Source organism: Rhodococcus sp. IEGM 1302 (assembly GCF_030056935.1).
Classification (GTDB): Bacteria; Actinomycetota; Actinomycetes; order Mycobacteriales; family Mycobacteriaceae; genus Rhodococcus_F; species Rhodococcus_F qingshengii.
Genome location: NZ_JASHKY010000001.1, coordinates 450,030 through 476,600, shown reverse-complemented (window position 1 = coordinate 476,600; position 26,571 = coordinate 450,030). Strand labels below are relative to the sequence as shown.

Annotated in this window: 25 protein-coding genes; 11 read left to right on the top strand and 14 right to left on the bottom strand. The window is 61.5% G+C overall.

Going from position 1 to position 26,571, the window contains the following annotated elements; genetic code table 11:
- Window positions 1–34: 34 nt before the first annotated feature.
- The 3 genes from QM609_RS02225 (at window position 35) to QM609_RS02215 (ending at window position 4,133) form a co-directional block, all read left to right on the top strand.
- Window positions 35–925, top strand: a complete 891-nt coding sequence (locus tag QM609_RS02225; RefSeq protein ID WP_003943104.1) for a LysR family transcriptional regulator — start codon at window positions 35–37, stop codon at window positions 923–925.
- A gap of 93 nt (window positions 926–1,018) precedes the next feature.
- Entirely contained in the window at window positions 1,019–2,482 is a 1,464-nt protein-coding gene (locus QM609_RS02220) for a benzaldehyde dehydrogenase (RefSeq protein ID WP_050656920.1), read from the top strand.
- A gap of 154 nt (window positions 2,483–2,636) precedes the next feature.
- A complete protein-coding gene (locus tag QM609_RS02215) occupies window positions 2,637–4,133 on the top strand; it encodes an MFS transporter (RefSeq protein ID WP_202426560.1) in 1,497 nt (498 codons plus the stop codon).
- Window positions 4,134–4,160: 27 nt separating this feature from the next.
- Here QM609_RS02215 and QM609_RS02210 read toward each other — a convergent pair whose 3' ends face one another.
- Both QM609_RS02210 and QM609_RS02205 read right to left on the bottom strand, forming a co-directional pair.
- The gene (locus QM609_RS02210; RefSeq protein ID WP_030536111.1) at window positions 4,161–5,024 is read right to left on the bottom strand and encodes an SDR family NAD(P)-dependent oxidoreductase; all 864 of its coding nucleotides are present in this window, start codon (window positions 5,022–5,024) and stop codon (window positions 4,161–4,163) included.
- A gap of 47 nt (window positions 5,025–5,071) precedes the next feature.
- The gene (locus QM609_RS02205) at window positions 5,072–5,959 is read right to left on the bottom strand and encodes an SDR family NAD(P)-dependent oxidoreductase (protein WP_042921616.1); all 888 of its coding nucleotides are present in this window, start codon (window positions 5,957–5,959) and stop codon (window positions 5,072–5,074) included.
- A gap of 241 nt (window positions 5,960–6,200) precedes the next feature.
- Here QM609_RS02205 and QM609_RS02200 point away from each other — a divergent pair, with 241 nt between their 5' ends.
- Together QM609_RS02200 and QM609_RS02195 are read left to right on the top strand one after the other, a co-directional pair.
- The gene (locus tag QM609_RS02200) at window positions 6,201–6,548 is read left to right on the top strand and encodes a hypothetical protein (RefSeq protein ID WP_007730530.1); all 348 of its coding nucleotides are present in this window, start codon (window positions 6,201–6,203) and stop codon (window positions 6,546–6,548) included.
- On the top strand, window positions 6,541–7,191 hold the full coding sequence (locus QM609_RS02195; RefSeq protein WP_030536113.1) for a Dabb family protein: 651 nt from the start codon (window positions 6,541–6,543) through the stop codon (window positions 7,189–7,191). Before QM609_RS02200 ends, QM609_RS02195 begins: the two co-directional genes overlap by 8 nt.
- 5 nt (window positions 7,192–7,196) lie before the next feature.
- Here the strand turns inward: QM609_RS02195 and QM609_RS02190 are convergent, their stop codons facing one another.
- Window positions 7,197–8,123 carry an alpha/beta hydrolase gene (locus tag QM609_RS02190; protein ID WP_007730522.1) on the bottom strand — a complete coding sequence of 309 codons (927 nt, stop codon included), beginning with the start codon at window positions 8,121–8,123 and terminating at the stop codon, window positions 7,197–7,199.
- A gap of 264 nt (window positions 8,124–8,387) precedes the next feature.
- Between QM609_RS02190 and QM609_RS02185 the strand changes: the two genes are divergently transcribed.
- Both QM609_RS02185 and QM609_RS02180 read left to right on the top strand, forming a co-directional pair.
- Window positions 8,388–9,643 (top strand): IS3 family transposase gene (locus tag QM609_RS02185; protein WP_118603796.1). Its coding sequence is split into 2 segments (ribosomal slippage): window positions 8,388–8,661 and window positions 8,661–9,643, totalling 1,257 coding nucleotides; the frame shifts between segments, so codons are not numbered across the junction.
- Between the two features lie 97 nt (window positions 9,644–9,740).
- Window positions 9,741–10,463 (top strand): IclR family transcriptional regulator, encoded by a 723-nt coding sequence (locus tag QM609_RS02180; RefSeq protein WP_007730520.1) that lies wholly within the window; start codon window positions 9,741–9,743, stop codon window positions 10,461–10,463.
- A gap of 108 nt (window positions 10,464–10,571) precedes the next feature.
- Here the strand turns inward: QM609_RS02180 and QM609_RS02175 are convergent, their stop codons facing one another.
- Entirely contained in the window at window positions 10,572–11,153 is a 582-nt protein-coding gene (locus QM609_RS02175; protein WP_050656919.1) for a PadR family transcriptional regulator, read from the bottom strand.
- Between the two features lie 138 nt (window positions 11,154–11,291).
- Window positions 11,292–12,557 (bottom strand): cytochrome P450, encoded by a 1,266-nt coding sequence (locus QM609_RS02170; protein WP_283336962.1) that lies wholly within the window; start codon window positions 12,555–12,557, stop codon window positions 11,292–11,294.
- A 368-nt stretch (window positions 12,558–12,925) separates the two neighbouring features.
- On the opposite strand from QM609_RS02170, the gene QM609_RS02165 reads away from it, so the two are divergent.
- Complete coding sequence (locus QM609_RS02165) at window positions 12,926–13,972, top strand: NADP-dependent oxidoreductase (protein WP_050656933.1); 1,047 nt, start codon at window positions 12,926–12,928, stop codon at window positions 13,970–13,972.
- 61 nt (window positions 13,973–14,033) lie between these two features.
- On the opposite strand, the gene QM609_RS02160 is transcribed toward QM609_RS02165, so the two are convergent.
- Window positions 14,034–15,119: a TerC family protein gene (locus QM609_RS02160; RefSeq protein ID WP_003942925.1), complete on the bottom strand. Its 1,086-nt coding sequence runs from the start codon at window positions 15,117–15,119 to the stop codon at window positions 14,034–14,036.
- A gap of 225 nt (window positions 15,120–15,344) precedes the next feature.
- On the opposite strand from QM609_RS02160, the gene QM609_RS02155 reads away from it, so the two are divergent.
- Window positions 15,345–15,692 (top strand): hypothetical protein, encoded by a 348-nt coding sequence (locus QM609_RS02155; RefSeq protein WP_030536118.1) that lies wholly within the window; start codon window positions 15,345–15,347, stop codon window positions 15,690–15,692.
- Between the two features lie 4 nt (window positions 15,693–15,696).
- Here QM609_RS02155 and QM609_RS02150 read toward each other — a convergent pair whose 3' ends face one another.
- Window positions 15,697–16,929, bottom strand: a complete 1,233-nt coding sequence (locus QM609_RS02150; RefSeq protein ID WP_050656918.1) for a PucR family transcriptional regulator — start codon at window positions 16,927–16,929, stop codon at window positions 15,697–15,699.
- A gap of 162 nt (window positions 16,930–17,091) precedes the next feature.
- Between QM609_RS02150 and QM609_RS02145 the strand changes: the two genes are divergently transcribed.
- A complete protein-coding gene (locus QM609_RS02145) occupies window positions 17,092–17,919 on the top strand; it encodes an SDR family oxidoreductase (protein ID WP_003942902.1) in 828 nt (275 codons plus the stop codon).
- Here the strand turns inward: QM609_RS02145 and QM609_RS02140 are convergent, their stop codons facing one another.
- The 5 genes from QM609_RS02140 to QM609_RS02120 all read right to left on the bottom strand — a co-directional run bounded on the left by QM609_RS02140 (window position 17,920) and on the right by QM609_RS02120 (window position 23,980).
- Window positions 17,920–19,131: a PucR family transcriptional regulator gene (locus tag QM609_RS02140; RefSeq protein ID WP_042921490.1), complete on the bottom strand. Its 1,212-nt coding sequence runs from the start codon at window positions 19,129–19,131 to the stop codon at window positions 17,920–17,922.
- Between the two features lie 37 nt (window positions 19,132–19,168).
- Complete coding sequence (gene scpC, locus QM609_RS02135) at window positions 19,169–20,722, bottom strand: succinyl-CoA:acetate CoA-transferase ScpC (RefSeq protein WP_007730514.1); 1,554 nt, start codon at window positions 20,720–20,722, stop codon at window positions 19,169–19,171.
- Window positions 20,723–20,804: 82 nt separating this feature from the next.
- Entirely contained in the window at window positions 20,805–22,448 is a 1,644-nt protein-coding gene (locus QM609_RS02130; protein ID WP_050656917.1) for an AMP-binding protein, read from the bottom strand.
- Between the two features lie 14 nt (window positions 22,449–22,462).
- Window positions 22,463–23,341: a crotonase/enoyl-CoA hydratase family protein gene (locus QM609_RS02125; RefSeq protein WP_228232286.1), complete on the bottom strand. Its 879-nt coding sequence runs from the start codon at window positions 23,339–23,341 to the stop codon at window positions 22,463–22,465.
- Window positions 23,342–23,386: 45 nt separating this feature from the next.
- On the bottom strand, window positions 23,387–23,980 hold the full coding sequence (locus QM609_RS02120) for a TetR/AcrR family transcriptional regulator (protein WP_007730510.1): 594 nt from the start codon (window positions 23,978–23,980) through the stop codon (window positions 23,387–23,389).
- Between the two features lie 124 nt (window positions 23,981–24,104).
- Between QM609_RS02120 and QM609_RS02115 the strand changes: the two genes are divergently transcribed.
- Window positions 24,105–24,758 carry a nucleoside/nucleotide kinase family protein gene (locus QM609_RS02115; RefSeq protein ID WP_007730507.1) on the top strand — a complete coding sequence of 218 codons (654 nt, stop codon included), beginning with the start codon at window positions 24,105–24,107 and terminating at the stop codon, window positions 24,756–24,758.
- Window positions 24,759–24,772: 14 nt separating this feature from the next.
- Here the strand turns inward: QM609_RS02115 and QM609_RS02110 are convergent, their stop codons facing one another.
- Both QM609_RS02110 and QM609_RS02105 read right to left on the bottom strand, forming a co-directional pair.
- Complete coding sequence (locus QM609_RS02110; RefSeq protein WP_003942853.1) at window positions 24,773–24,907, bottom strand: hypothetical protein; 135 nt, start codon at window positions 24,905–24,907, stop codon at window positions 24,773–24,775.
- A gap of 227 nt (window positions 24,908–25,134) precedes the next feature.
- Window positions 25,135–26,562 (bottom strand): aminobutyraldehyde dehydrogenase, encoded by a 1,428-nt coding sequence (locus QM609_RS02105; RefSeq protein WP_371734693.1) that lies wholly within the window; start codon window positions 26,560–26,562, stop codon window positions 25,135–25,137.
- Window positions 26,563–26,571: the final 9 nt, after the last annotated feature.

Genomic DNA, 26,571 nt, shown 5'->3' with positions numbered 1-26,571 from the left:
TGTTATCTCGATTGCTCATAAGTAAGCTGTCCTCATGGACTTCCGCCAACTCAAGTACTTCCTCGTCGTGAGCGAGGAACTGAGCTTCAGTCGCGCTGCCGAGCGCTGCTTCATCTCGCAGTCGGCGATCAGCCATCAGGTCGCCCGACTGGAGAAGGAGCTTGGCGCGACACTCTTCGAACGCTCGACCCGAGCCGTTCGCCTTGCCCCGGCAGGATCGCGACTCGTGCCCATCGCGCAGCAAGTCCTCAGCCTCGAAACGATGGCCTACTCCGTCGCACGCGACCCACGAGCCCGGATCCGGATCACCGGAAACATGAGCTTCGCCGCTCAGACGCTGGACGCCATCGCACACGTGCGCGAACTTCATCCGGACCTGGACGTCGAGTTCGTCATCAAGAGTTTTGCCCACCGCATGGACGCCGTGGCCTCCGGTGACGCCGACATCGCGCTGATTCGCGGCGGCGTCGACCGCCCCGGACTCGAACCCTTGGACCTCGGCGTCGAAGATCTGCTGGTCGTCATGTCGAGCCGGCACCCCCTGGCCGGCCAGCAAAGCGTCGACCTCAATGATCTGGCCGCATACCCCCTGCTCCTGCCGCCGCGCCAAAGCCAGGTGCTCATTCACAAGGTGGTCGAGGACGCGTTCCGCGAGATAGATCGACGCGTCCAACTGGGCCCTGCAATTCCGAGCGATCACACAGCCACGCTGGACGTGATCACCAACCCGCGCGCCTGGACCCTGCTGTATTCGATCACCGCAGGCGAATCTCCACGCGCCGGCATCAGCTTCATGCGAGAATCGCACGGCCGCTTGCGAATTCCCGTCTCGGGAGTGACCCGCAGCGGCGCCACCCACTCGACCGAGTTCGCCGATCTGATCCAAGCGCTCAAGGACGCCATGAATCCGTCTTTCACTGAGTGAAAGTGCGATGGCGATCGACTCCCCTCACGGAGCAACGTGGTCCACAACCATGTGATGCGGCGCGCGGTTGCATCCCTTTACCGAGGAGCGGCCATGACGCGTTTGCTGAGCGAACCTGTGTGGGAATCGAAGATCTTCGACGGCGAATGGGTTCTCGGTAGCGCCGACGATCGTATTGTCGTCGAACCGGCCACCGGCAAGCAGTTGACGACGGTCGGCATGGCAACACCAGACGACGTGGCAGCCGCTGCAACAAAAGCTACTGCCGCTCAGAAGGATTGGGCAGCAAGGCCGTACACCGAACGAGCCGCCGTTCTACGCCGCGCCGGTCAACTGTTCGAGCGGTACGCCGACGAAATCGGCGAATGGGTAATCCGCGAGGCCGGCAGCATTCCCGCCAAAGCCGGACTGGAAACCCACACCGCTGCCGAAGAGTGCTACAACGCAGCAGCTTTGGCCGCACACCCCGTCGGCGAGGTGCTGCGCTCGGAGCAACCGCGGCTGAGCTTCTCTCGTCGCGTCCCCGTCGGCACCGTCGGCGTCATCGCACCGTTCAACTTCCCGATCATTCTGTCGATCCGTGCAGTCGCTCCCGCACTGGCACTGGGTAATTCGGTGATCCTCAAGCCTGATCCGCGCACGGCGATCTGTGGCGGTGTGGTTCTTGCCCGCATCTTCGAAGAAGCCGGTTTGCCTGCCGGAGTGTTCGGCATGCTGCCGGGTGGCGCTGACGCCGGTGAGGCAATCGTGGTTCATCCGAGCGTTCGCGTCATCGCATTCACCGGGTCGACCCGGGCAGGACGCGCTGTCGGTGAACTGGCGGGCCGCCATCTCAAACGAGCACACCTCGAACTCGGAGGAAACAACGCACTGATCGTCATGGACGACGTCGACCTCGAAAAGGCTGCATCTGTAGGCGCTTTCGGCTCGTTCATGCACCAGGGGCAGATCTGCATGACCACCGGCCGCCAGCTCGTCCACGAAAGCATCGCCGCCGATTACACCGCACTCCTTGCCGAACGCGCCGACAAGCTTCCGGTAGGCGACCCGTTCACCGGTCAGGTCGCACTCGGACCCATCATCGACGCCAAACAACGCGACCACATCCACTCCCTGGTCACCGGAAGCATCGCGGCCGGAGCAAAACTGGCGGCCGGCGGCACCTACGAGGATCTCTTCTACCGGCCCACCGTGCTGGCCGACACCCCACTCACCGCGCCGGCATTCGCCGACGAAGTCTTCGGGCCAGTCGCACCGGTCACCTCCTTCGCCACCGTCGAACAAGCCGTCGCCATAGCCAACGATTCCGAGTACGGGTTGTCGCTGGGCATTCTGACCTCCGACGCCATGCGCGGGCTCGAGCTCGCCCAACAAATCCCCACCGGCCTCGTACACATCAACGATCAGACCGTCGGCGACGAAGCAGTCATCCCGTTCGGCGGCATGGCGTCTTCGGGTAACGGTGGCCGCGTCGGCGGTATCGGCGCAAACCTCGACGCCTTCACCGAAACGCAGTGGGTGACTGCGCAGAGCGCACTCCCGGTCTACCCCTTCTAGTCCGGAACACGCCGAGTTGGTCCTGAATACACCGAGCTGGCCCCAGGGGCTCACTGACCAGCATTGACGGGATCGATCTCGCGGACTTACCATCCAGAGAAAATTACTTCGGCACATTAAGCAATTTCTCTTGTAATTCCCGAGAAGGACCCACTTGACGAATTCAGTGACGACCGACAGCGCCGCGCAGCCAACGGTCCACGACACCCCGGATGTATCCGTCGTAACATCGCCGCGCCGCGAGGCCGTCATCATCGGGGCGCTCAGCCTGGCCGCGATGATCGTCTCGATGATGCAGACACTGCCCGTCCCGATTTTGGGGCGTATTCAGTCCGATCTGGGCGCATCCGCGGCCGGCATCAGTTGGGTGACGACGGCGACGTTGCTGTCGGCCGCCGTTTTCACTCCCCTGTTGGGCCGCTACGGCGATCAGCACGGCAAGAAGCGCACGCTGGTCGGCGTTCTGGTCGTCATGGTCATCGGTTCGATCGTCGCCGCACTGGCACACAATCTGCCACTTCTCATCCTCGGACGCGTCCTCCAGGGGACCGCCACCGCCATCTTCCCGCTGGCTCTGTCGGTCCTGCGCGAAGAGGTCCGCCCACACAAGCTTCCCGGCGCGATGGCATTGGTCAGCGGAACTCTCGCATTCGGCAGCGGGCTCGCCCTCGTAGCCACCGGACTTCTCACATCGGCTCCGGATGCCGACTACCGCAACGCCTTCTGGATGGCCACCGGGTTCGCGTTGCTTGCCCTCGTCGCCGTCATCACGCTGGTTCCGGCAACCAAGCACAAGAGCGGCGGGCGCGTCGACGTCATCGGCGCGCTGAGCCTGGGTGCTGCACTCCTTCTGCTCCTGTTGTCGATTTCGCAAGGCCACCAATGGGGTTGGTTCTCACCCGTGACCATCGGTGTTTTCCTGGGCTCGATCGTGATGTTCGCAGTCTGGGTCTGGATCGAGAAGATCGTCGACGAACCACTGGTCGACATGCGAATGTTCGTCCACCGGCCCGTGATGATGGCGAATCTGGCGGGGGTCATGCTGGGCTTCGGAATGTTCGCCAACTTCCTGGGCATCTCCTATCTCGTCCAGCTTCCCCACGCCCTCACGGGATACGGATTCGACGCCAGCATTCTGCGTGCGTCGGTGGAATTCCTGCTGCCGGGTGCGATTGCCTCGCTGATCGCAGCACCGATCGGTGGGCGGCTCATCAGAGTGCGTGGGCCACGCTTCGTCCTGGGACTCACCGCCATCTGTGGTGCGGTGCCGTTCGCCTGGCTCGCGTACGACCACACGCACACCGCGTCGGTCATCGGTGCCGGCATCGTGATCGGCGCCGCCGTGAGCCTGGGCTACGCGGCCATGCCCGCGATCATCATGTCGAGCGTTCCGCGACACCAGAGTGGAATAGCCAACGGCATCAACTCGATCTCCCGTTCCACCGGCAGCGCCATGGGCAGTGCAGTGGTGACTACGATTCTCGCCTCGATGACCATCGCGAACCTGCCAGAGGGCGTATCCGCTCTGCCCAGCGAATCCGCCTTCACCGTCACCTTCGTCACTGCCGCCGTAGCTTTCGCTCTGGTCGGCCTGGTGGGTTGGTCAGGCCTCCCCAAGAGTGCGTCGACGTCTGTCAACGGCAGCGCGTGAACAGGCCTGCTCCGAACAGCTCCGCATTCACGAGATGCCCATGCGTGTGAGCATTGTGCGAGGATCGGCGGGAGGTAGCAGGTCTCGAAGCTGAGCGGCTCGGCGGTCGGTGAACTGCCGACACGCGTCGTCGTCGGAGAACACCCAGAAGTCCCCACGCGCTATTGCTTCGGTCATGTGCTCGGCGGCATCGAGCGGGTCGAGTCCGGATTCGACGTTCGCCTGTTGCATTGCATCGAAGACAGCGTTTGCCGTGACGTTCGTAGTCGGCGCGTCACGCTGGGCCGCACGAAAGATCTCACTCCGGATCGAGTGTGGAACAACAGCACTGACCTGAATCGGAGAGTCGACCAACGACAGATCTTGGTGCAAGCTCTCGGTCATCGCCAGCACCGCGAACTTACTGACGATGTACGGTCCTTGCACCGCGGCGCTGTTGATCCCGCCGACAGAAGACAGATTGGCCACACACGCCGGCCTACCCACCTTCAACATCAATGGCACGAAAGCACGAAGGCAATAGAAGACGCCGTCGACGTTGATCTCCATCAACCGTCTCCACCGCGCACCACTGACTTCCCACAGCAACCCGGCCGTCTCCACTCCGGCATTGTTGACAAGCAACTCGACGCTGCCGTGACGATCGAACACATTGTCCGCCATCCTCTTCACGGCATCGGCATCCGCTACGTCCACTCCATGGACGTCAGCTCTCCCACCGGCCGCGCGAATGTCCTCGGCGACGAGCGACGCACGCTCCTCGTCGATGTCGGCAACGACCACCGTCATTCCCAGCCGCGCAAGGTGACGGGCGAACCCTGCACCGATACCGGCCCCCGCACCGGTCACGACGGCCGTACCGGTACCGAACCGGCGTTCAGCGTGGGACATCTCCACTCCTCGGGTTGTGTCGCCGAAACTATTGCTCGACAAAGACTTCAGATTCCTTCGGGCAGAATGTTGGGATTGCACCACGTCGGTGGCTCACGTCTGGGCATCAGCCCTTGCCCGTCGAGCGCCTTCACGACCAGATCCTGATACCAGGGAAAATGAAGACTGAAGGCTACAAGGCCGGTCCGCTCGGCCGCGGGAAGAGAACACATGGCCAGTACCGTCTCGGCAAGATACTCGACGGGCTCGGTTTCGTATCCATCCGGAATGAGTGCGTCGGCGCCGGGAGTCGAGATCGCAGTGGAAGGCCCCACCGAGTTGACCGCGATATTGTCGTCCAGCACCTCCGCGGCGAGGCCCTGTGTGAACCTGTGCAGTGCTGCCTTCATCGACGCGTAAATCACGTCACCCGACGTCTTGTTGTAGTCGCGGAAGGGCCTGATCGGATTCAGTCCCGTCGAGGAACCGATGTTCACGATCCAGCCTGCGCCGCGCTCTCGCATGTAGGGGATGGCTGCCTTCGACAGGGCGAACGGCGCGCGAATGTAGTGGTCGAGGGTCCGATCGAACGTCGCCAGCGACATCTTCTCGATCGGCGCGTAGTCGGCAAACCCGGCATTGTTCACGAGGATGTCGATACCTCCGGTCCGCGAGACGACCTTCTCGATCAATCCGTCGCGAGCCTCGGAATCCTCGAGATCGGCCGGAATGGCAAGTGCACGACCGTGTTGCGACTCGATCATCTCGACGGTCTCGGACAACGTACCGCCGATGACGACATTACTGTCGGCACGGACTGCCGCGGTAGGCCGAGTCGACCGTGCGGTGACGACCACGGTTGCCCCCTCTGCCGCCAGTCGCCTGGCGATCGCCCTGCCGATGCCTCGACTGCTCCCGGTCACCAGCGCGGTCTTCCCTACCAGCGAGTGATTCAACTGCTCCTCCAAGGCTCTTCCACTTCACGACATCGAACACATGACGTATGTGTTCGACCTGAGTTCGACTGCATTTCACGCAATCGTCGTCCGCCATGTTGCATCATCCGATTCTGTTGCACAGCAACGATTCCCGCCTGACGGGAGGTGTCGAAATGCCGGGCACATGACCAAATTCGCTATCTCCCGCTGTGTGAGATCGAAAGCATCACAACGGGTTAGGGGAAAGTAATCTTCACCAATGGCAGATGAAACGCTCTACGTGATCGATCGGATAGTCACGAAACCGGGATGCGGTCGACAGTTCGTCGACGCGCTACTCGACCAGTATTTGCCGAGTGCACAGCGTCGCGGCATGACACTCGCCGACGTACTCGTCAGCCCTCCGTTGTGGTGCGATCAAGACCCGAACACCTTGACCGTCACCTGGACGGTCGACGGCACGGCCGGCTGGTGGTCGATGACGCGCCAGGGCCGCAGAGACTCCACCCTCAGGCAGTGGTGGGATGCAATGGCTCCGCTCATAATCGAACGGAGTCGCTCCATGGCCGCCGCAGCAAAGGACATCGAAGGACTGAGCAATGTATAACGTGACAAGAGTCGTGCACGCCGCCAACGGGGCGGGCGCCGACGAGTGGACCGCTGCAGTGAAGAACATTGCCGCAGTTGCCGAATCGTCGAACGCGCTGCGTCGTCTCGTCTGTACGACACTTCCCGGCGTCATCAACGGCGGAGATCTGATCGTCCATCTTCAGTTCGAAGACGAGATGGCTTGGCAGACAGCCCGAGATGCGGTCGACGACAGCCTGCGCTGCGCCGCCGTCGACCACTTCCACGGTGCCGAGTACTCGTCCGGGACCACGGGACGTTCCGGCGCCGAAGCCGCCGGTCAGGTGTACCGAGCGCTGTTCATCCGGGTATCCCCCAGCACACCCCAGGACGTACTCGAGGAATTCGAACGGGATCTGCTCAGGATGCCTACCCATATCTCGTCGATCTGCGCCTGGCGTCTCAGCCGAGTCGACGCAGCGATCGGGCACACACCATGGACTCATGTCTGGGAGCAGGAGTTCACCGACCTCGGCTCACTGCAGACCCAGTACCTCGATCATCCGATTCACTGGGCAGTGGTGGACCGGTGGTTCGACCCCGAATGTCCCGAGGCCGTGGTCCACGACAGAATCTGTCACACGTTCGGCAATCTCACCGAGAGACTCCTGACAGTGAAGTGATCTGCCTACTCGCTACCGAGCGCCTCGCGCGTCATCGCCCAAAGCTTCTGTCGCGCAGGCTCGGTCAGTGACAAAGACGGGATAGTGAGGAAGCCGTGGAACAATCCTTCGAAGCGATGATGGCGCACCGAAACGCCAGCCGTCGCGAGCATCTGCGCATACGCGTCACCTGACGAACACGGCGGATCGAGTTCGGCTGTCACGACGACAGCAGACGGAAGACCGGCGAGCGTCTCCGCACGCGTAGGAATCACACGGGCGTCGTCGCGACCTTCAGGCGCGTACTGCTGCCAGTACCATTCCATCGCTGCGGTGGTGTTGTAGTGACCCGTGCCGTAGAGCCGATACGACTCGGTTTCGAAGTCGTCGTCGATCACGGGGTAGATGAGAACCTGAAGGGCGATTTCCGGACCACCCCGATCCCGAGCGGCAATAGCCACGGTCGCCGCGAGGTTCCCTCCCGCACTGTCGCCCACAAGTGCGATTTTACCTGCGTCGGAACCGTATTCGGCAGCATGCTCGCTGGCCCACGCCACCGCGGCGTAGACGTCGTCGTGGGCTGCCGGTGCCGGATGCTCCGGCGCCAACCGATAGTCGACGGCAACCACTACTGCGCCGACTCCCTGCGCCATCGATCGACAGAATTCGTCGTGACTGTCCAGATCGCAGAACACGAAACCGCCCCCGTGAGCGAAGACCACGAGAGGAACGTCGTTCGAGGTTCCATGCGGACGAAAGACGCGAATTGCCAGATCTCCACCGGGACCGTCGATTACGTGATTCTCGACTGAAAGCATGTCGGGAAGACCCGTCAGCGGCGCACGTCGGTTCCGAATCAGAGTTCGTAGCTCCGACGGCGGGACACTGGTGACATCCGGGAATCCAGCGTTGAGGGTTGCAAGCATCGTGGTGACTTCCGCTTGAATCGTCATATCGTCTCCTGGTCTCTCAGCCCGGCGGGTGGCGCTACGTCTGCGCCGGCATCCGCGTTTGTCCACTTGGCGTGTGATCACGTCAACGTAGATCGCCCACCACCAAGCAAGGAACCCGCTCTCCCGATCAGTGGTCCGTTTCCGCCGACGAGCACCGGAGGCGTCCGATCCACAGGGTGGCCTTCTTCACAAAGCAGAAAAAACATGTCATCATGAACCGTGCCGGGTTTGATGCCGCATCCGTTTTTGTGAAGGATGCAGATCATGCCCAAGCGTTACCCACTCGAGCAGCGTGAGCGAGCCGTCAAGATGGTCCTCGATCACCTCGACGAATATCGGTCCGTCTACTCCGCATGCCAGGTGATAGGCCCGAAACTCGGCATTGGTGCCGAATCGCTGCGGAACTGGACCAGGCAAGCCCAGGTCGATGCTCAGGAGGTGCCCGGAGCGAGCACCGCGGAGCAAATGCGGATCAAGGAACTCGAGCGTGAGAACCGAGAACTCAAGGAAGCCAACGAAATTCTGAAGTCGGCATCGATTTTCTTCGCGAGGGAACTCGACCCTCGCCGCCGCTGATAGTCCAGTTCATCGACGACATGCGTGCACAAAATTTCAGGGTCGAGTCGATCTGCCGAGTGCTCACCACACAAGGAATCCAGGTCGCCCCACGCACATACCGCAACTGGAAAACCTCACCACCATCTGCAAGGACGATCACCGACGCCCACCTCACCAAGGAACTGCGGTCCACCATCGGCACTGCCGAAGGGCTCTACGGCCGACGAAAGATGACGGCTTATCTGCGCCGCAAAGGCCACCACGTCGCTGCCTGCACCGTCGACCGTTTGATGCGCGACGAAGGACTGAACGGGGTGGTCAGAGGCAGACAGCACCGAACCACGATTCCAGGCGGCAAGGACAGCCGGCGGGCACCAGACCTGCTCGATCGCGATTTCACCGCTGAAGCTCCGAACCGCACATGGGTTACCGATTTCACTTATTGCCGAACGTGGGCGGGGTTCGTCTACGTCGCTTTCGTGATCGACTGCTTCTCCCGGGCAATCGTCGGCTGGCATGCCTCGACAGTGAAGGACACGGGCATGGTCACCACGGCCTTGAAGATGGCGTTGTGGCGACGCGATCACGGTGGACATCGGGTCGGTGATGGGTTGATCCATCACAGCGATGCCGGTAGCCAATATACATCTATTTCCTTCGCGGAAACGCTTGTGTTGGAAGGGATTGCAGCTTCAATTGGAAGTGTCGGCGACGCCTACGACAATGCCCTCGCGGAGTCGACGATCGGACTGTTCAAGACAGAAGCGGTTTCCAAGAGTAGTCCCTTTCTGCAGGGCCCGATCAAGACGATCGACGACATCGAATTCGCGACGATGGAGTGGGTGGATTGGTTCAATACCCGCCGTCTGCACAGCACCTTGGACTATGTCACTCCGGACGAGTTCGAGGCCGTCTATTACTCTCAATTATCGATTCTCCAGCCGGAGATGTCGCCAGCATAGGAGCGGCAAGAAACCCGGCACGGTTCATCATTCCTAATCGAAATAGCCTTGTCCAGGGCAGTTGTCCAACTTGACTACGGGATAGCAGAGGGAACACATGTCGCTCCAGCTCGAGGTCGATCCCGCAACGCCGAACGCCTTCCTCGACCGAGTCTCTCTGCTACTGGATGCGTTCGGCGGTCGAGATCGTCTCACCCTCGCCGAGATTGTCCGACGAACCGGGCTTCCAAGGTCTTCAGCCCACCGCATACTCGACCATCTGGTCCAACTTCGGTGGCTGCACCGCAGCGGCCGCGATTACACGCTCGGGTTGCGGCTCGTGGAACTCGGCTCGTTGGCCGTGTACCAGGACAGACTTCACTCAGCTGCGCATCCGCACCTGTACGAATTGCACCGGCGTACCGGACTGATCGTCGAGATGACGATTCTCGACGGCTCAAATGTGGTGTGCCGCGCCCACATGGCAGGTCGTTTCGCCAGCATGATTCCGAATCGGATCGGTTTCAGCACGCGCGCAGACGGAACTCTCGTCGGCAGGGTCCTCCACACCTTCAACAACGAGCGAGGAGAGGCGGCCGACGAGGTCCGAAAAACCGGCGTGGGATACGGCCGTGACACGCCGATCGACGGATTCGGCACGATCGCCACTCCGATCGGCCCGATCGGCGTCGCGACCTCCGCGCTGTCGATCTGCGGACCGCTCCGACAAATGCCGCTCGACGAGCGGAACTCGCCTCTCACCGGGCTTCTTCGGGAAACAGCCGCTTCCCTGTGGCGAAATGCGGGCGTCCGGACCACCGAAAGCATGCGAGCTCAGTAGGCACGAAGACTAGGCACGAAGACTGGGCACGAAGACTGGGCACGAAAACCTCGACAGCACAATTCTATTGGCGTCGGGCAGAATCTGGAGAGTTGTACCTCCGCACGCTCAGATCAACTTCCAACTACCGGCATTGACGGGCTGCGGCAAGCCGAGAGCGTTGGCGTCGCCTTGCGCGAATCGAGCGGCGGCCTCATCGATGTCATCGAGCAACTGAGCGGCGAGGTCGATCTCCATCTGAAAATGGCGGCCTATCCATCGCAGACTCATCTCGGTAAATGCCCAGGCGGGTTCATTCTCCGAGTTATCGGCGTGTTCGATTGCCTTGAGCTTCTTTGCCTCGAGGTTGTCGATGTGATCGAGCACTATCGACTTGAGCTGATCGGGGTCGTTGAGGTGGCCGACCCACAGTCTCAACATCACTCCATGTTTGAGAACGGGGGTTTCGATCTCCGATCGGCGTGACCATGATCTGAGAGCCTCGATACCGGATTCGGTTATCGTGAACACTCGTCGACGACGCCCACCCGACTCCGAAACCTCCCGCGAACTGACGAATCCCAGCGTTTCCAGCTTTTTGAGCTCGGTATAGACCTGGCTCACCGACGGGCTCCAGTAATAGAACCCGATGCTCCAGTCGGCCCAGCTTTTCAGATCGCTGCCACTGAGTTCTTCTCCGAATGTGAGCATTCCCAGCACTGCCCAACTTGTCGCGGGCAATGCCGGGTAACACGCAGTTGCGGGATCAGGCACCGGCCCAGACTAACAAGACGTCGACCATCTGACACCGACTTGCCCACCGAGTGGTCTGTTCACGAATTCGTGCAATCAGAAAAGGTTCAATCGCAGTTCGGAGACACCGCGGATAAAGGCCGTGCCACCCCACGTCACTCCACCGTCGACGAGCTCGGTCTTCGGCGCTTTGTCGATCAACGCCTTCAGGATGGTCTTGATCTCCAGCCGGGCCAACCACGCACCGAGGCAAGCGTGCGCACCGTGACCGAACGTGATGTGGTCCCGGACATTTGACCTCGACCAGTCCAATCTGTCCGCGTTCGGACCGAATCGAGTTTCATCGCGATTTGCCGACGCCAGCCACGTCACAATGTGATTTCCGGCCGGAATCACCGCATCTCCCACCGCGTAATCCTCGGGAGCAATGCGAATCATCAACTGCGCCGTCGGCTCATAGCGCAGGACTTCTTCTACCGCGTGATCGAGCAGTGCCCTGTCGTCGACGAGTCGTTCCCACTGATCACGATGGCCCATAAGTGCATTCATGGTGAGACCGACCTGATTGACTGTGGTGTCCAGTCCGGCGATGACCAAAGTCTGCACGGTAGCGGCAACTTGATCCGGCCCGATTATCTCGCCTTCGTCGCCGGCGGAGATGAAGTCCGACAGGATGTCGTCGCCAAGATTGTTGCGCTTCCAAGCGATAACGTCCTGAAGGTGTGCCGAGAAATCACGCTGAGCGGAAATGTAGTCGCTGGTCTGCTCGGCAGTCAGAAACGGATCGAGTAGGTTGAGTCCCTTACGGGTCCACTCGAACATCGTATCGGTGTCGGCAGGTACGGGGATACCGAAAATTTCGCAGACCAGGCGAATCGGTAGCGGATGAGCAACTTCCGTCACCAGCTCGATCTCGGAGCCCCGTCCATGATCGGCAAGCAACTCGTCGACGATTTCCTTCGCCCGCGCGTCGTAACGCTTGATTGCCCTGGGCGTGAACGGGCGCGCCAGTAGCTTGCGCAATGCCAGATGGTCCGGTGGATCCAGCTTCGACAACGATGGGCGCAACAAGTAGGCGTCGCTGCCACCGGCCGCCTTGATCCGCATATTGCGCGGTGCCTCGAGTGCATACTGTTCCGACGAACTCAGCGACTTGTCCGCCAGTGCGCGTTTCACGTCGTCGTAGGCGAAAAGCATGTATACGCCATTCGAATGCTGTTGTACCGGAGCAACTTCTCGCGCAATCGCGTACCGCGCGTACGGATCGGACAGGAAGCCTGGCTCCGTTGGATCGACCAATCCCGTTCTGAGCCAATCCGTTGTGTCATGAACCGCACGCCCCGAACCCACCGGCGAAGTCATAGTCAACCTCTCGTCCTCGACAAAATCACTCACACAAGATCTGGCAGATCATTGACGCCCTCGTAAAAATCCACAGCCGAATACCACTGGTGACGAGCGTCAGCGCTGCGCTGAACTGAACTGCGCAGAGCTTCACAGTCGGACTACGAGGCAACCAACAAACCGCCCGCTGTATGGGAAATGAAGTCGCGCTCCGGACGTCGGGTTGCCACATTCTCACTGAGCGGGCGGGAAGGTGCGCTCCTTGCTGCTCGAGGACAGAATTCCCAGACGTCTTCGCCGTGAATCAGTAAGGCGGCGAGATCAATTCCGGGCAATCGTCCCGAGAAGTGATGCGAACCGGTGTCGAAGCAGATTGGAAATTGCGCATGACCGAATATGTGAACCGCGCTGTGCGAGTCGTTCGAGCTCCCCGCGGCTTGCCTGTCGTAGAAGATTTTCGGATCGACGAGGTCCCGATCCGGCCGCCCGCGGACGGCGAAGTTCTGTTCCGCGCCCACTATCTTTCGATCGATCCGGCGATACGAAGACGCCTACCGTCCACCAGCTCTGCCCCCGGGCCGTTGGGAGCTGCTGCCGGTATCGGCGACGTCGTCTTGGCTGGAGTAGTGCCTGCGCACTCCGGTTTGGACGGCATCGCAGTCGGCGAAGTGATTTCTTCGCGGCATCCTGACTTTGCGGCAGGTGATTTGGTTCGAGGCGGCACGCACTGGCAGGTTTATCACACAATCAAAGGCGCTGCCCTGGACCGCATACCGAGGGAGAATCGAGCTTCCCTAGGAGATGAACTCGGAATTCTAGGACAGCCAGGATTTGTCGCACACTGCGGAATGCGGTTGGTCGCCGACGTCCGAGAGCGAGACACAGTCGTGGTTTCGGCGGCCGGCGGAGCAGTCGGCATGGTTGCAGGCCAAATCGCGAAGCTGGCGGGCGCCCGGGTGATCGGAATCGCCGGGGGTGAGAAGACCGAATACGTTGTGGAGGAATTGGGGTTCGACGCCTGCATAGATAGGAAGACGGCGAACATCGGCGAGCAGTTGGACGAATTGTGTCCGAAGGGCGTCGACGTCTATTTCGACAACGTCGGAGGCTCGATCACGCGAGCGGTTTTCGATCGCATGGCCGATTTCGGAAGGGTCGTCGTGTGCGGAATGATCAGCGAATACAACCAGGATGAAAGCGAAGTCGGGCCTCCCCTACGCCCTGTACTACGCAAACGTCTACGCATCGAAGGGTTCATCTGCTACGACCACTACGACCGGTACCCGGAGTACCGGGCGTGGGCGTCCGCTCGAATCGCCGAAGGTGGACTGCGCTACCGCAACGATGTCACCGAGGGCATCGAAAATGCCCCAGCGGCCTTGATCGGGCAGCTTTCGGGGCACAACCGGGGGAAGCAGTTGGTGAGGATTTGACAAAGGGAGACCACACGTCGTTGTGTGGTCTCCCTTTTCGATTCGTTCAGCCGATCAGGCGTCAGCCTCTGGGCCGAGCATCTACCTTGTCGTCATCGTCGTCGCGCTCGCCGGTTGCGAGCTGGACGCCGGATTTCTCGATGCTGCCGTCAGCACCTGACTTCTCGAGGTCGATCGGTGCATCACCGGTCGCAACCTCTTCGGCCTCAGGCTCTTCCGGTAGCGGCTTCTTGAGACTCAGGATGATCGAGCCTGCCAACACCACGATGATCACCGCGAGGCTGACCAGTGAGGGAATCTCGGGGATCGACGTGCTGATCACCTTGTGGCTGGCCTGCATGATCAGCTTCACGCCGATGAAGGCGAGGATGATCGACAGACCCTTGGACAGGTAGTGGAACTTCTCGAGCAGGCCCGAGAGCAGGAAGTACAGGGCACGCAGACCCAAGATCGCAAACGCGTTGCTGGAGTACACGATGAATGGATCGTCACTCACTGCCAGCACTGCCGGGACACTGTCGACTGCGAACACGAGGTCGGCAGCTTCGATGGCGACGACGACGGCGAACAGTGGTGTTGCGACGCGCTTTCCGGCTTCCTTGACGAAGAACTTGGTTCCTGCGTATTCCTCACGGACCGGCATGATCTTGCGCAGCAAGCGAACCGCCAGCGAGGTTCCCGGATCGAAGTTCTCGTCGTCGTCCTTGAGCAGCTTGTAGGCGCTGTAGAGCAGGATGGCGGCGAAGACGAACAGCACGGCCGTGAACTTGCTGACCACGGCAACGCCGGCGGCGAGGAAGATACCGCGGAAGATCAGGGCGCCGATGACACCGAAGAACAACACGCGGTGCTGGTATTCACGGGGCACCTTGAAGTAACCGAAGATCAGGGCGAACACGAACAGGTTGTCGACGGAGAGGCTCTTCTCCAACAGCCAGGCCGTGGTGAATTCGACGCCCGAGTTCACCCCCAAGGTCAGGGTGACGACCACCGCGAATACGAGAGACAAACCGACCCAGAGTGCACTCCACCAGGCCGCTTCCTTGAAGCCGATGACGTGCGCGCCGCGGTGGGCGAGCAGGTCGATGAGCAACATGACGACGATGACTGCGGCGAACGCGGCCCACGCCCACATGGGAACGTTCATCGCTGACCACCTACCCGAATGGCACTGATGACTGCGGTCACGGGGAGCTCCTTCACTGGGTTCGGACGGCCGTCTCGCCGTCTTCTCCAGTGTTCCTTGCCGACTTCTATCCATCCCGGTCGAAATATCGACGACTTTCACACCTGAAGTTGCCGAAACCATGCAATCTGAGGGTGTTGGGTCCGAAACCGCCGCTGGACGGCATCTTGTTCTAGCCTGGCAAGCATGAGCACCTCGTTGTACTACTCCGCCGTTCGCACCACACCGCTGACCGACGACGAGAAGGCCGAAGTCGACCGACTCATCGCCGTCCACAACGACGAATTTCCGTTCGACTACGAGGTCCTGGACCTCTATCCGTCGGATATCCCCGACACTCTGCTCAACGGTTCGACAAAGATCTCGAGCGACCCGACCGAGGTAATCCCTTCGCTCGTCTACTGGTTCAACGCTCTGACCGAACTCCGGCGAGCGGTGCCCGACGCAGACTGGGACGTTTCACTCGACGACACCCCCGCCGATTGGGATGACAGCTCCGGCTATTCGCTCCCCGGGCTCGACGACATGCAGTAGCGAGTCACGGGTTCGCCAGGAGGGCGGCTCCGTAGCTCTCCAGCGCGATGAGCGCCAACTCTGTTGGCAGCCGACGCTGGTCCACGCTGCGGTCTAACAGCTTTTCGGCCTGATCGAGTCGATACCGCACGGTGTTCTTGTGCAGACCGAGCGCCAGGGCGGTAGCGGCTGCAGTGCAATTGTTCTCGTAATAGACCCGAACGGTGTCTCGGATACGCGTCGTGACGCCGTCCGCGCCGGCGAGGCCTTTCAATTCCCGAGCCACCAACGCACGCAGTTCGTCCAGATCTTCGGTGAGCAGACAGGGAACCTGAACATCTTCGTAGACGGTGACCCCCGGCGAACCCGTGGAACGGACCGCGATGCGCTGCGCGGCGAGAGCCTCGCGGTGACTGCGCGCGAATCCTTCCATTCCGTAACCGCTGGCCCCCACCGCGACACGAAGATCCGAATTCCGAGCACGATCGAGCGCCGCCCACTCATGGTCGTCGAAATGCGCGACCCACGACCACACCTCGCGCGCCCCCGAAGGCAGCGTCAGCACGCGCTCGGCATTCGACTCGTCCACAAAGGAACGCGCATACGAGTCCAATCGGGCCAATACGTCGGCGGCCGGATCGGTGTCGTCCGTCCAGAGAACAAACGCAGTGTGGTGGCGCCGCATCGGGTAGTCGAGAATCTGCGACACCTCATCGGAGTGAAGTGCTTCGCCTGCGACAATCGCGTGCACCGTCTCGGACCGACGCGCAAAAGCGCCGCGCGCCAAGCTCTCACGCTCCTTCGCATACGTTGCCACCAACAATTCGGTGGTCACTTCCAGCCATCTCATCGCCGAACCCCACACTCGGACCAGAAGTGCGCGCTTGAGTTCCGGACCGATCGGGAGTGCTTCTATCGACTCGTCGACGAAGCCCAGCATCGCGAGGCGTCCGGCACCGTAGATCTTGAGCAGGACTCGAAGATCCATACCGCGCCTGGCAACGGTGAGTGCAAGCGCAACCGACTCCGGCGGCGGCGTGACCTCCTGGGAACCGCCCGCGATCGCGGCCACGATGACGCGAAGCTGCGCCGCAGTGCTCGCATCCACATCGCGTCGTAGCTCCCGATCACCCGCCACTTCAGGATTGGCCACCGCAATGGCGTCGTCGATGCGTTGAACGAAACCGTCGATCACCTCCGGCTGGAGATAGATGGGCGCGAGATTTGCAATCCAGCCGTCCAACTCCGATGTGTCCATGGCGCCTCCCCGACTTGTCACCCTGATTGTGACTTAGTCACAAATCTATCGTCTCACTTCGGCCAAGAAACCCTAGCAACCCGGTTTCGACTGGTCCACAATCACATCCCTGCAGATTCATCTCACTGCAACCAACCCCTATCTTTGGAGACGCTGGAGTAAATGAACAAACCTTTCGACGGTCAGGTAGTGGTCATCACCGGCGGCGCCCGGGGCATCGGATACGCCACCGCGAAGCGGCTGATCAGCCTGGGTGCGACGGTCGCGATCGGCGACATCGACGAAGCCACTCTCGCGCGAGCAGCCAAGGATTTGGGCATCCGCACGTTCGGGCGCCTCGACGTCACCGACCCCGCCTCGTTCTTCGACTTCCTCGACACCGTCGAAGGTGAACTCGGCCCGATCGACGTGCTGGTCAACAATGCGGGCATCATGCCGGTCGGACGGATCGTCGACGAGGACGACTCCGTGACCAGACGCATCATCGAGATCGACGTCCTCGGCGTGATCACGGGAACCAAGCTCGCATTGCGACGGATGCTTCCGCGCGGACGTGGACACGTCATCAACATCGCTTCGCTTGCAGGCGAACTCCCGTGCCCCGGTTTGTCGACGTACTGCGGCGCCAAGCATGCGGTGTTGGGCTTCACCGATTCTGTCCGCAAGGAAGTTCGTGGCACCGGAGTTCACATCTCGTCCGTGCTGCCGACGCTCACCAACACCCAACTCACCTCGGGCACTTCGGGAATGAAGGGATTCCGAGAGGTTCAGCCGGAGGAAATCGCCGAAGCCGTCGTCGGCTTGATCACCAAACCGCGCCCACGCGTACGCATTACGCGGGTGTCCGGGCTGCTCGTGCAGGCACAGGGCTTCTTCCCCCGGCGGCCGTACGAGGCATTGAGCCGACTGTTCGGCGTCGAGACGCAGTTTCTCGGCGACGTCGACACCGCGGCACGTGCTGCCTACGAAGAACGCGCCCGCGCAAGCTGATCAGGTCAGCTCGGTGGCCGGCCAGTCGAGCAGCTTCGCACCCAGTACGGCAGCGTGGAGCGCGAAGCTGTCGTTGGGATCGTTGACGTTCTGACCGGTGAGTTCACGGATGCGGTCCAACCGGTACGTCACGGCGCGGACGGACAAATGCAGGTCTCGGGCGGTTTTAGCCGTATTGCCGCCGGCGGAAAAGTACGCGAGCAGTGTGTCGATCATCGGTCCAGCGCCACCACGCGCCTCGAGCAGCGGTGTGAGAAGGGTGTGGATCAGGTCGGTGACCGCCGGTCTGTCGTTGACCAGAACCCGGTAGACCAGCAGGTCACGAGCATCGATGATCGGTGCGGTCAACGACAGGCGCTGCGCCAGGTCCAGTGCGTCCAGCGCCTCCCGGTACGACGCCACCACGCCCGAAGCGGTGGTTCGAGGGCGCCCGACAGCGATCTGCCACGTGCCGTCCAAAGGACGCCGCTGCAACTGCACTCGCCCGTCGTCATCGGTCCCCGGCCCGAGAGCCGACCGAATCCCTGCCAGCACGTGGTCGACGGCATCGCGATCCGGCGCCGCGAAAACGACCACCAGTTTGCCGCTCTTGCTGGCGACCAACGCATCGGCGTCACCCTTGCTACCCAGAACGGCACGTTCGACGGCGCGCACCAAAGGGTTGTCGTCGGTGAACTCACGGGCGGCGGTCACTACCGCCACGGCATGCGGACCACTGAGGTGGAGACCGAATCCTGAAGCGCGATCCAACAATCCGACGACGTCAGCGCCGCCGGTCAACAAGTCGTCGACGAACTCGCGGCGTGCCGATACCTGCGAGCGGACCAGAGAACGTCTGGCCAACTGAAAACCTTCGGCCAGTTCGGCGACGGCATCGTCGACGGCACGCAGCATCACTTCGCCGGCCGCGACGACGGCGTTCGGATCCGATTGTGCCGCAATAACAGCAGGCAGTTCACGCCACAGACGCCAGGCCGAGGAGAGATACAGATCGAGCAGGGCTCGCAGGGCGACACCCTGCTGCGCTGCTTCTTCCCCGCGAGCGCGGAAGCGGTGCAGCTGACGACGCTGCAGCGGCTTCCCCTCGCATACGGCGACACTGAGCACGTCCAGGAAATCACCCAGCAGTTCGACGGGTAGGCCACCGGCGTCATCGGCCCCCGCCGCGGCAACCCGGCGTATGGCGTCGTCAGGTACCCCGGTTCGGCTCACCCTCGCATTCTCTCACTGCCGGCAGCATTGCCTGGCGTCACGAAAGGCGCATCGAACCCGTGTCGATGTACCGCTGATGGAACGAGAATGCCTCGCCCAGGATGTGCGGCGTCTGCCCCGCACCCGGTTGAGCGTCGGCGCGAGCGATGTAATCGTGGAGCAGTGGCCGGAACTCCGGGTGAGCACACTTGTCGACGATCAGGCGCGCGCGTCGCCGCGGCGACAGACCGCGCAGATCCGCCAACCCCTGCTCGGTCACCAACACCTGAGTGTCGTGCTCGGTGTGGTCGACGTGCGGAACCATCGGCACGATCGCCGAGATCTCACCGCCGCGGGCCGTCGACGGGCTCAGGAACATGGACACGTAGCCGTTGCGGGCGAAGTCCCCCGAGCCGCCGATTCCGTTCATGATCTTCGTCCCCATGACGTGCGTCGAGTTCACGTTGCCGTAGATGTCGGCCTCGAGCATGCCGTTCATGGCGATGATTCCGAGCCTGCGCACCACCTCCGGGTGGTTGCTGATCTCCTGCGGACGGAGAGTGATGTGGTGGCGGTAGAAGTCGATGTTCGCGGTCAGTTCTTCGATGCCCTCTTCGGTGAGCGCCAAAGCCGTCGACGACGCATGCGCGACCGTTCCGTCCTTGATCAGCTTCAGCATCCCGTCCTGGATGACCTCGGAGTAGCAGGTCAGGCCGCGATACGGCCCCCGATCGAGCCCTCCGAGCACCGCGTTGGCGACATTGCCGATGCCCGCCTGCAGCGGAAGCAACGTATCGGCCGGCATCCGTCCGGCGCGCACCTCGAAGTCGAAGAATTCCAGGACGTGGCCGGCGATCGCCTCACTGACGGCGTCGGGTGCAGTGAGAGGGCTCGCGCTGTCACGGCAGTTGGTCTCGACAACGGCCACAACCTTCGTGGGATCCACTCGGAACGTGGTCTGGCCGATCCGGTCCTCGACACGAATGATCTCGAGCGGCTTGCGATGCGGCGGCAGCGCGGTGCCGTAATAGACGTCGTGAATACCTTCCATCGCCTCGGGCACCCACGAGTTGACTTCGAGGATGACCCTGTCGGCGACGTCCAGCCAGGTCTTGTTGTTGCCAATCGACGCGGAGGGAATCAATTCCCCTGATTCGGTGATACCGGCGACCTCGACCACCGCGACGTCTACGTTGCCGTAGTAGCCCTCCCACACCTGCTGAGCCACGTGGGAGAGATGGATGTCCACGTAGTCCATACGACCGTCGTTGATCCGGCGACGTGCGGTGGCCTCGGACTGATACGGCATGCGCAGCGCGATTCCGTCGACCTCCGCGAGCAGCCTTTCGGTCTCGGTGGACACAGAAGCGCCGGTCAGGAGATTGATCGTGAAGTTCGATCCGTTGCCGCGGGTCCGGTGAATGCGCTCGGCCAGGGCCGGAATGACAACCTTTGGTGTACCGGCGCTTGCGAAACCGCTGATCGCGACGGTGTCGCCCGGGTTGATGAACTTCACGGCGTCGGACGCGGACATCACCTTCGACGCAAACGCTGTGGCGCGAATGCGGTTGGAGGTGGCGTTGTGTCCGGTCTCACCGAAGGTTGAACTCACGGCACCAGGATAAACAGGGCACGTCGAAGCGATTTACGGGGATAACCCAGACAGAATCGCTCCGACGTGCTACGAGCACCGATCAGTTGACGACGCCGTACACGCCTTCGCCGACCAGGCTCGCAATTCGATATTTCTGGATCTTGCCCGACCCTGTCAGTGGGAACGCCTCCGCGCTGAACCACTCCTTGGGCGCCTTGTGGCGCGCCAGTCGCTCGGTGCAGAACTCGACCAGTTCAGCGGCGGTCGGTTGGTCGGACTCGTCCTTCCAGCGGATGACGGCGACAACTCGCTCACCCCACACCTCGTCGGGCACACCCACGACCGCCACGTCGAGAATCTTCGGATGTGTGAAGATCACGGACTCGACCTCACGCGGATAGATGTTCTCACCGCCGCGGATGATCATGTCCTTGAGGCGGCCGGTAACCCGGACGTATCCACGTTCGTCCATCGTCCCCAAATCGCCGGTATGCAACCAACCGTCCTTGTCCACGGTGTCGGCCGAAGCCTCCGGATTACGGAAGTACTCGGTCATGACGAGGTACCCGCGCGCGCAGATCTCGCCTTGTTCGCCGAGCGGCACGCTGTCCCCGGTCACGACGTCGGAGATCTTCACCTCGACCTGCGGCAACGCGAGTCCGACCGTCTCCGACTTGTCTTCGTGGGTGTCGGCCGGGCTGGTCTGTGTGATGACGGGGCTGGCCTCGGTTTGTCCGTAGACGATGCTGAACCCCGCCCCGAAGGCCGACTCCACCGTGCTGACGAGTTCGGGCGGGACCGACGACCCGCCGGATACGACCACCGAACAGGCCGAGAAGTCGCGGCTCGCGAAGCTGGCGTCGTTGATCATCGCGATCAGCATCGTCGGCACTCCACTGACCACGTCAGCGTGAAAGCGTTCCGCCGCATCGAGAACCGCAGTCGGATCGAAGTACTGGATCAGGCCGATGGACATTCTTCGCTGCGCGGCGCCGAGAACCAGGATGCCGCACCCGGCGGTGTGGAACAGCGGCATGGCCGACACAACCGAACCCCGCTCAGGGAATCGGCCTCTCCGACTCACAAAATCGGCATTGTTGACCAATCCGCGGTGATGCAACAGAGCACCTTTGGGAACTCCGGTGGTTCCCGACGTGTACTGGATCTGCGCATTGTCGTCAGGCGAGACTTCGGGCAGAGCGCCCCGTTCGCCCGCCCAACCTCGAACCTGGCGATCCCACTCCTCGAAGTTGACTGCAAGAACTTCTTCTCCCGAAATCGAAATCGCCTCGGATGCAACCGCTGCCATATCGCCACCGCGAAACTTTCCGGTGTGGAAGAGCCCCCGAGACTGGGACTGCGACAAGACGTACGCCAGCTCCTCCGCACCCAACGCAGGATTGGCGGTCACCAGAACCATCCCGGCGAGCGCGGCGCCGTATTGCAGAATCATCCATTCCGGAACGTTCGGAGCCCAGACGGTGATCCTGTCTCCGCGATCGAACTGGGACAAGAGGTAGTGCGCACACCCCTCCGCTTCGTCCAGCAGTTGCGCGAAGGTCCACGTGCGATCGGTTTCAGCCGCCCCGGAAAGCGAATGCGATTGCGTCGGAACCACTTCTCTGATTGCAATCAGATTCGGCGAGTCCGCGGCGCACTCTCGCAGCAGCCCACCCACCGTTTGCTCCTCTATCGGGTCAGACACGTCAGCGGGGAAGTACGACGTTTCGAGAACACTGCTCATCTCACATCCACTTTCTATCGAGGAGGGGTGTCGGACGCGGGGAGCGGCCCGCCTCCGTCTGGAATCTTGCGTCCGGAATCGCGGTACTGAACCGCGGCATGGAATCCGTCGCGCTCGGCAAAATCCTTGAACCAGCGCCCCTCCGGGGAGTGACGCGTAATTCCGTCGAACAGGGTTGCCAGTACCTGGGTGCCTTGCAATCCCATGTTGTCGTACGCCTGGTTGATCATCATCTTCTGCATGGCCAACTGATTGAGCGGAACACCGGCGATGCGATCCGCCAACGCTTCCACCGCCGAGTCCAATTCGTCGGCCGGCACCGCTTCGAGCGCCAATCCCCAGTCAGCCGCAGTGACACCGTCAATGGTGTCTCCCGTCAACAGCATTCGCTTGGCACGCTGGGCTCCGAGCCGGTACACCCACATCGCCGTCGTCGGGCAACCCCACACACGCGCAGGCGGGTATCCGATGCGAGCGTCGTCGGCCATGATCAGCATGTCGCAGGACAGCGCGATGTCACTCCCACCGGCAATCGCATATCCCTGAACCTTGCAGATCGTCGGCTTGAGCGATCGCCAGAGCGTGAAGAAGTCGTCGGTGTTCTGCTTCATCCCGCGAAAGTCCTTGATGGGGTCCCAGACCGGGCCCTGGTTCCAATTTCCGTCAAGGTCACCTTCGGCAAACTTCTTGAGGTCGTACCCGGCACAAAACGCCTTGCCCGCACCTTGCAAGACGATCACACGGACCTCGTCGTCGTCATTGGCTGCTGCCACCGCGTTTCGAATGTCAGACGGCATCCGGTCGTCGATCGCGTTGAGCCGATCGGGACGGTTGAGCGTGATATACGCTTTACCACCGGACGTCTCGTACTTCAGGGTCGCAAAATCCGTCATCATCGGTCCTGTCGACAGAGCGCGCCTCGCTCGGAACGAGTTGCGCTAGTTCTGGGTGAGGAGCAGGCGAACGACGCCTGCCCATTGACTGATCGAACGACGCGCAGACGCGTCGCTCTTCTGCACTGCCCGGGACAGCGCCAAACCACGGAGCATCAGCACCGTCAGATCTGCAATCTGCGAATAGTTCTCGGAAGCAACAATTTCGGGACCGAAAGCGTCGTGGACAACTCGCCGCAGATCCCGTCCGGCGATTCGCTCCGATTCCCGGAGCACCTCGGCCAACACCGGATCCGTCCGCGCTGCGGACCACAGTTCGAGTTCCGCTTGAAATGGCGGCTGAGTCAACGCCGAATACAGAGCGGAGATCGAGTTCTCGATCGTGTCAACCGACGAATCCTGCCGAGACATGGCAGCTCTTACCGCCACCTCGTTCCGTACGACGATGTTCGACACCAACGCCGCAGTGAGCTCCTGCATGTTCGGAAAGTGGTGCAGCAGAGCGCCCCGACTGACTCCGGCAGCGGTTTGCACCGACTGCGCCGTCAGAGATGAATAACCGTCCGCTATCAGTAAATCCGTTGCCGCATCGAGAATCCGGTGGCGCGTCGCTTCGCGCTGCGCATCGCGCAGGGTCACGGTCTCACCTCCAACTTCTCGAGTGGCATGGATCACAGTTTCACAGTCCATTCAGACTGTCAATGGCCGAAAGCCTCCGGCGTACTCTCGATGCACCGGCCCTTCGGACTGATCGGAGCAACACGTGACGACCTCACCGCCGACCGTCTCGCTGACGCTCGACCAACTTGCTTCACGCGCTGCTTCCCTGATCACCGACGACGGTCGGAGAATCCTCGGCATCACGGGCGCACCGGGAGCCGGAAAGTCGACGGTGTCACAGGCAATTGTGCGGAAATTAGGTTCTCGTTGCTCCATCGTCGAGATGGACGGTTTTCATCTTGCCAATCGGGAACTCGACCGACTCGGCAGGCATGAACGCAAAGGCGCACCGGACACCTTCGACGTCGACGGCTACGCGGCTCTACTACGCCGACTCCGAGCCTCGAACTCGACGGTCTATGCTCCGGTCTTCGATCGCGAGTTCGACGAATCAATAGGCAGCACAACGGCTGTCGATCCATGTACACCGCTGATAGTCACCGAGGGGAACTATCTCCTCCTACCCAGTGGTGGATGGCAGGAAGTGCGAGCAGCACTCGACGAGGTCTGGTATCTCGACGTTCCGGAGGAAACTCGGACGAAGCGCTTGGTGAAACGCCACAGCCGCTTCGGAAAGAGTTCCGAAGCGGCTGCAGAGTGGGTGAAACGGGTAGATCAGCCGAACGCCGAGTTGATCAGCGCAGTCAGGCCACGCGCGGATCTGATCGTCAGAATCGAACGGTCCGAGCCTCACTGATGTCAGCTGAAAACCTAAGAACCGCCGCCGGTTCCGAGAAAAGTGGCCAGCCCGGCAACTCCGGCGATTCCGCCGAATATCGCCGCCAATGCACCGGCGACGGTGATAACGCTGTCGAGCGCTTTGAGATCGGTGTCGGATGAACCCATGGCAGTCTCCTGGAGTCAGAATTGAAAGTGGGGTTGAATGTGCGCCGAAGTGCGCAATGTTGCACACGTCACTTTACCGGCATTCGCGACCCGAATCAACGAAAATTCTCTCTAAACATGTTGCACTGCAACATATTCAAACAGCAGCTTGCAGGTCCACCGAGGCACGACGACGGCCACCGTCCCGCAGCGCGGGCAGGTGGCCGTCGTTGGATATTGCCGAGGAGTCAGACGCTCGTCACATGCATGACGTGCTTGGCCCTCGTGTACTCCGCCAGTGCGAGCTCCGACAGATCCTTGCCGTAACCCGACCCGGCGAAGCCACCGTGAGGCATCTCAGCGGCGAGCATTCCGTGGGCTCCCACCCAGACGCAGCCGAAGTCCAGTTCGGCCGTCATCCTCATCGCGGTGCCGTGGTCGGACGTCCACACGCTCGACGCGAGAGCGTACTTGGTCCCGTTCGCAAGTTCGATCGCTTCAGCCTCGGTGGAGAACGACTGTACGGTGACAACCGGCCCGAATATCTCTTCCTGGACCAGTTCATCTTCCTGCTGCACCCCGGAAATAACAGTCGGCAGATAGAAAAACCCTGGTCCAGCTGGCTTTCCCCCGCCAATACATACGTTCGTATTTGCTGAGCGTCTCTCTACCAACTCCGCCACTCGATCACGGTGAGCGCGGCTGACCAGGGGGCCGAGACAATCGCCCGATTCCGGTCCGCCCAACCTCAAGTCCGCGGCCGCAGCCGTCAACTTCTCGGTGAACTCCTCCGCAACCTCCTCTTGAACGAGAATCCTCGTCGCAGCGGTGCAATCTTGACCGCTGTTGTAAAAGGCCCCGGCAACAATCCCCGCGACTGCGCCGTCGAGGTCCGCGTCGGCGAAAACAACGGCGGGTGCCTTGCCTCCGAGTTCGAGATGCAACAGCTTGACGTCTTCCGACGCGGCCTTTGCGACCGAAATACCCGCTCTCGTCGATCCCGTCAGCGCAATCATCCGAGGAACCGGATGAGCGACGAGCGCGGCTCCGGTATCGCGATCGCCGCACACTACGTTCAACACCCCGGGCAAATAGATCTGCGCTGCAAGCACTCCCAGCATCACCGCGGTTTCCGGCGTCTCCTCGGCCGGCTTGAGCACGAGGGTGTTTCCCGTCGCGAGTGCCGGCGCGATCTTCCAGACCGCCATCATCAACGGGTAGTTCCAAGGAGCGATCGCACCGATCACGCCAATGGGTTCACGTCTGACATAAGACGTAGCACCCTCCGTGTACTCCATTGCGGCAACGCCCGGCAGAGAGCGGGCAATACCCGCGAAGTACCGCAGAAAGTCAACACACTGCGGGATCTCGTCGTCTCGCACCTGCCTGAGAGGCTTGCCGGTACTGCGGCATTCGACCTCGAGGAAATATTTCGCGTTTGCTTCCAGCGCGTCCGCGAGGGCCAGCAGCAACTCCTGACGGCGCGCAGGGGTGGACCGGCGCCAGGACCGCGCAGCCTTCTCGGACGAACGGCAGGCTCGGTCGACGTCATCGGCGGAACCGACGGCAGCACGGGCGTATACATTGTCGGTCACCGGATCGACCAGCACGGAAAGTCTACCTGGCGGGCTCTCGCACGTTCCGTTGATCACGTGACCAAACGCTGCGACAGTCATCGAAGTTTC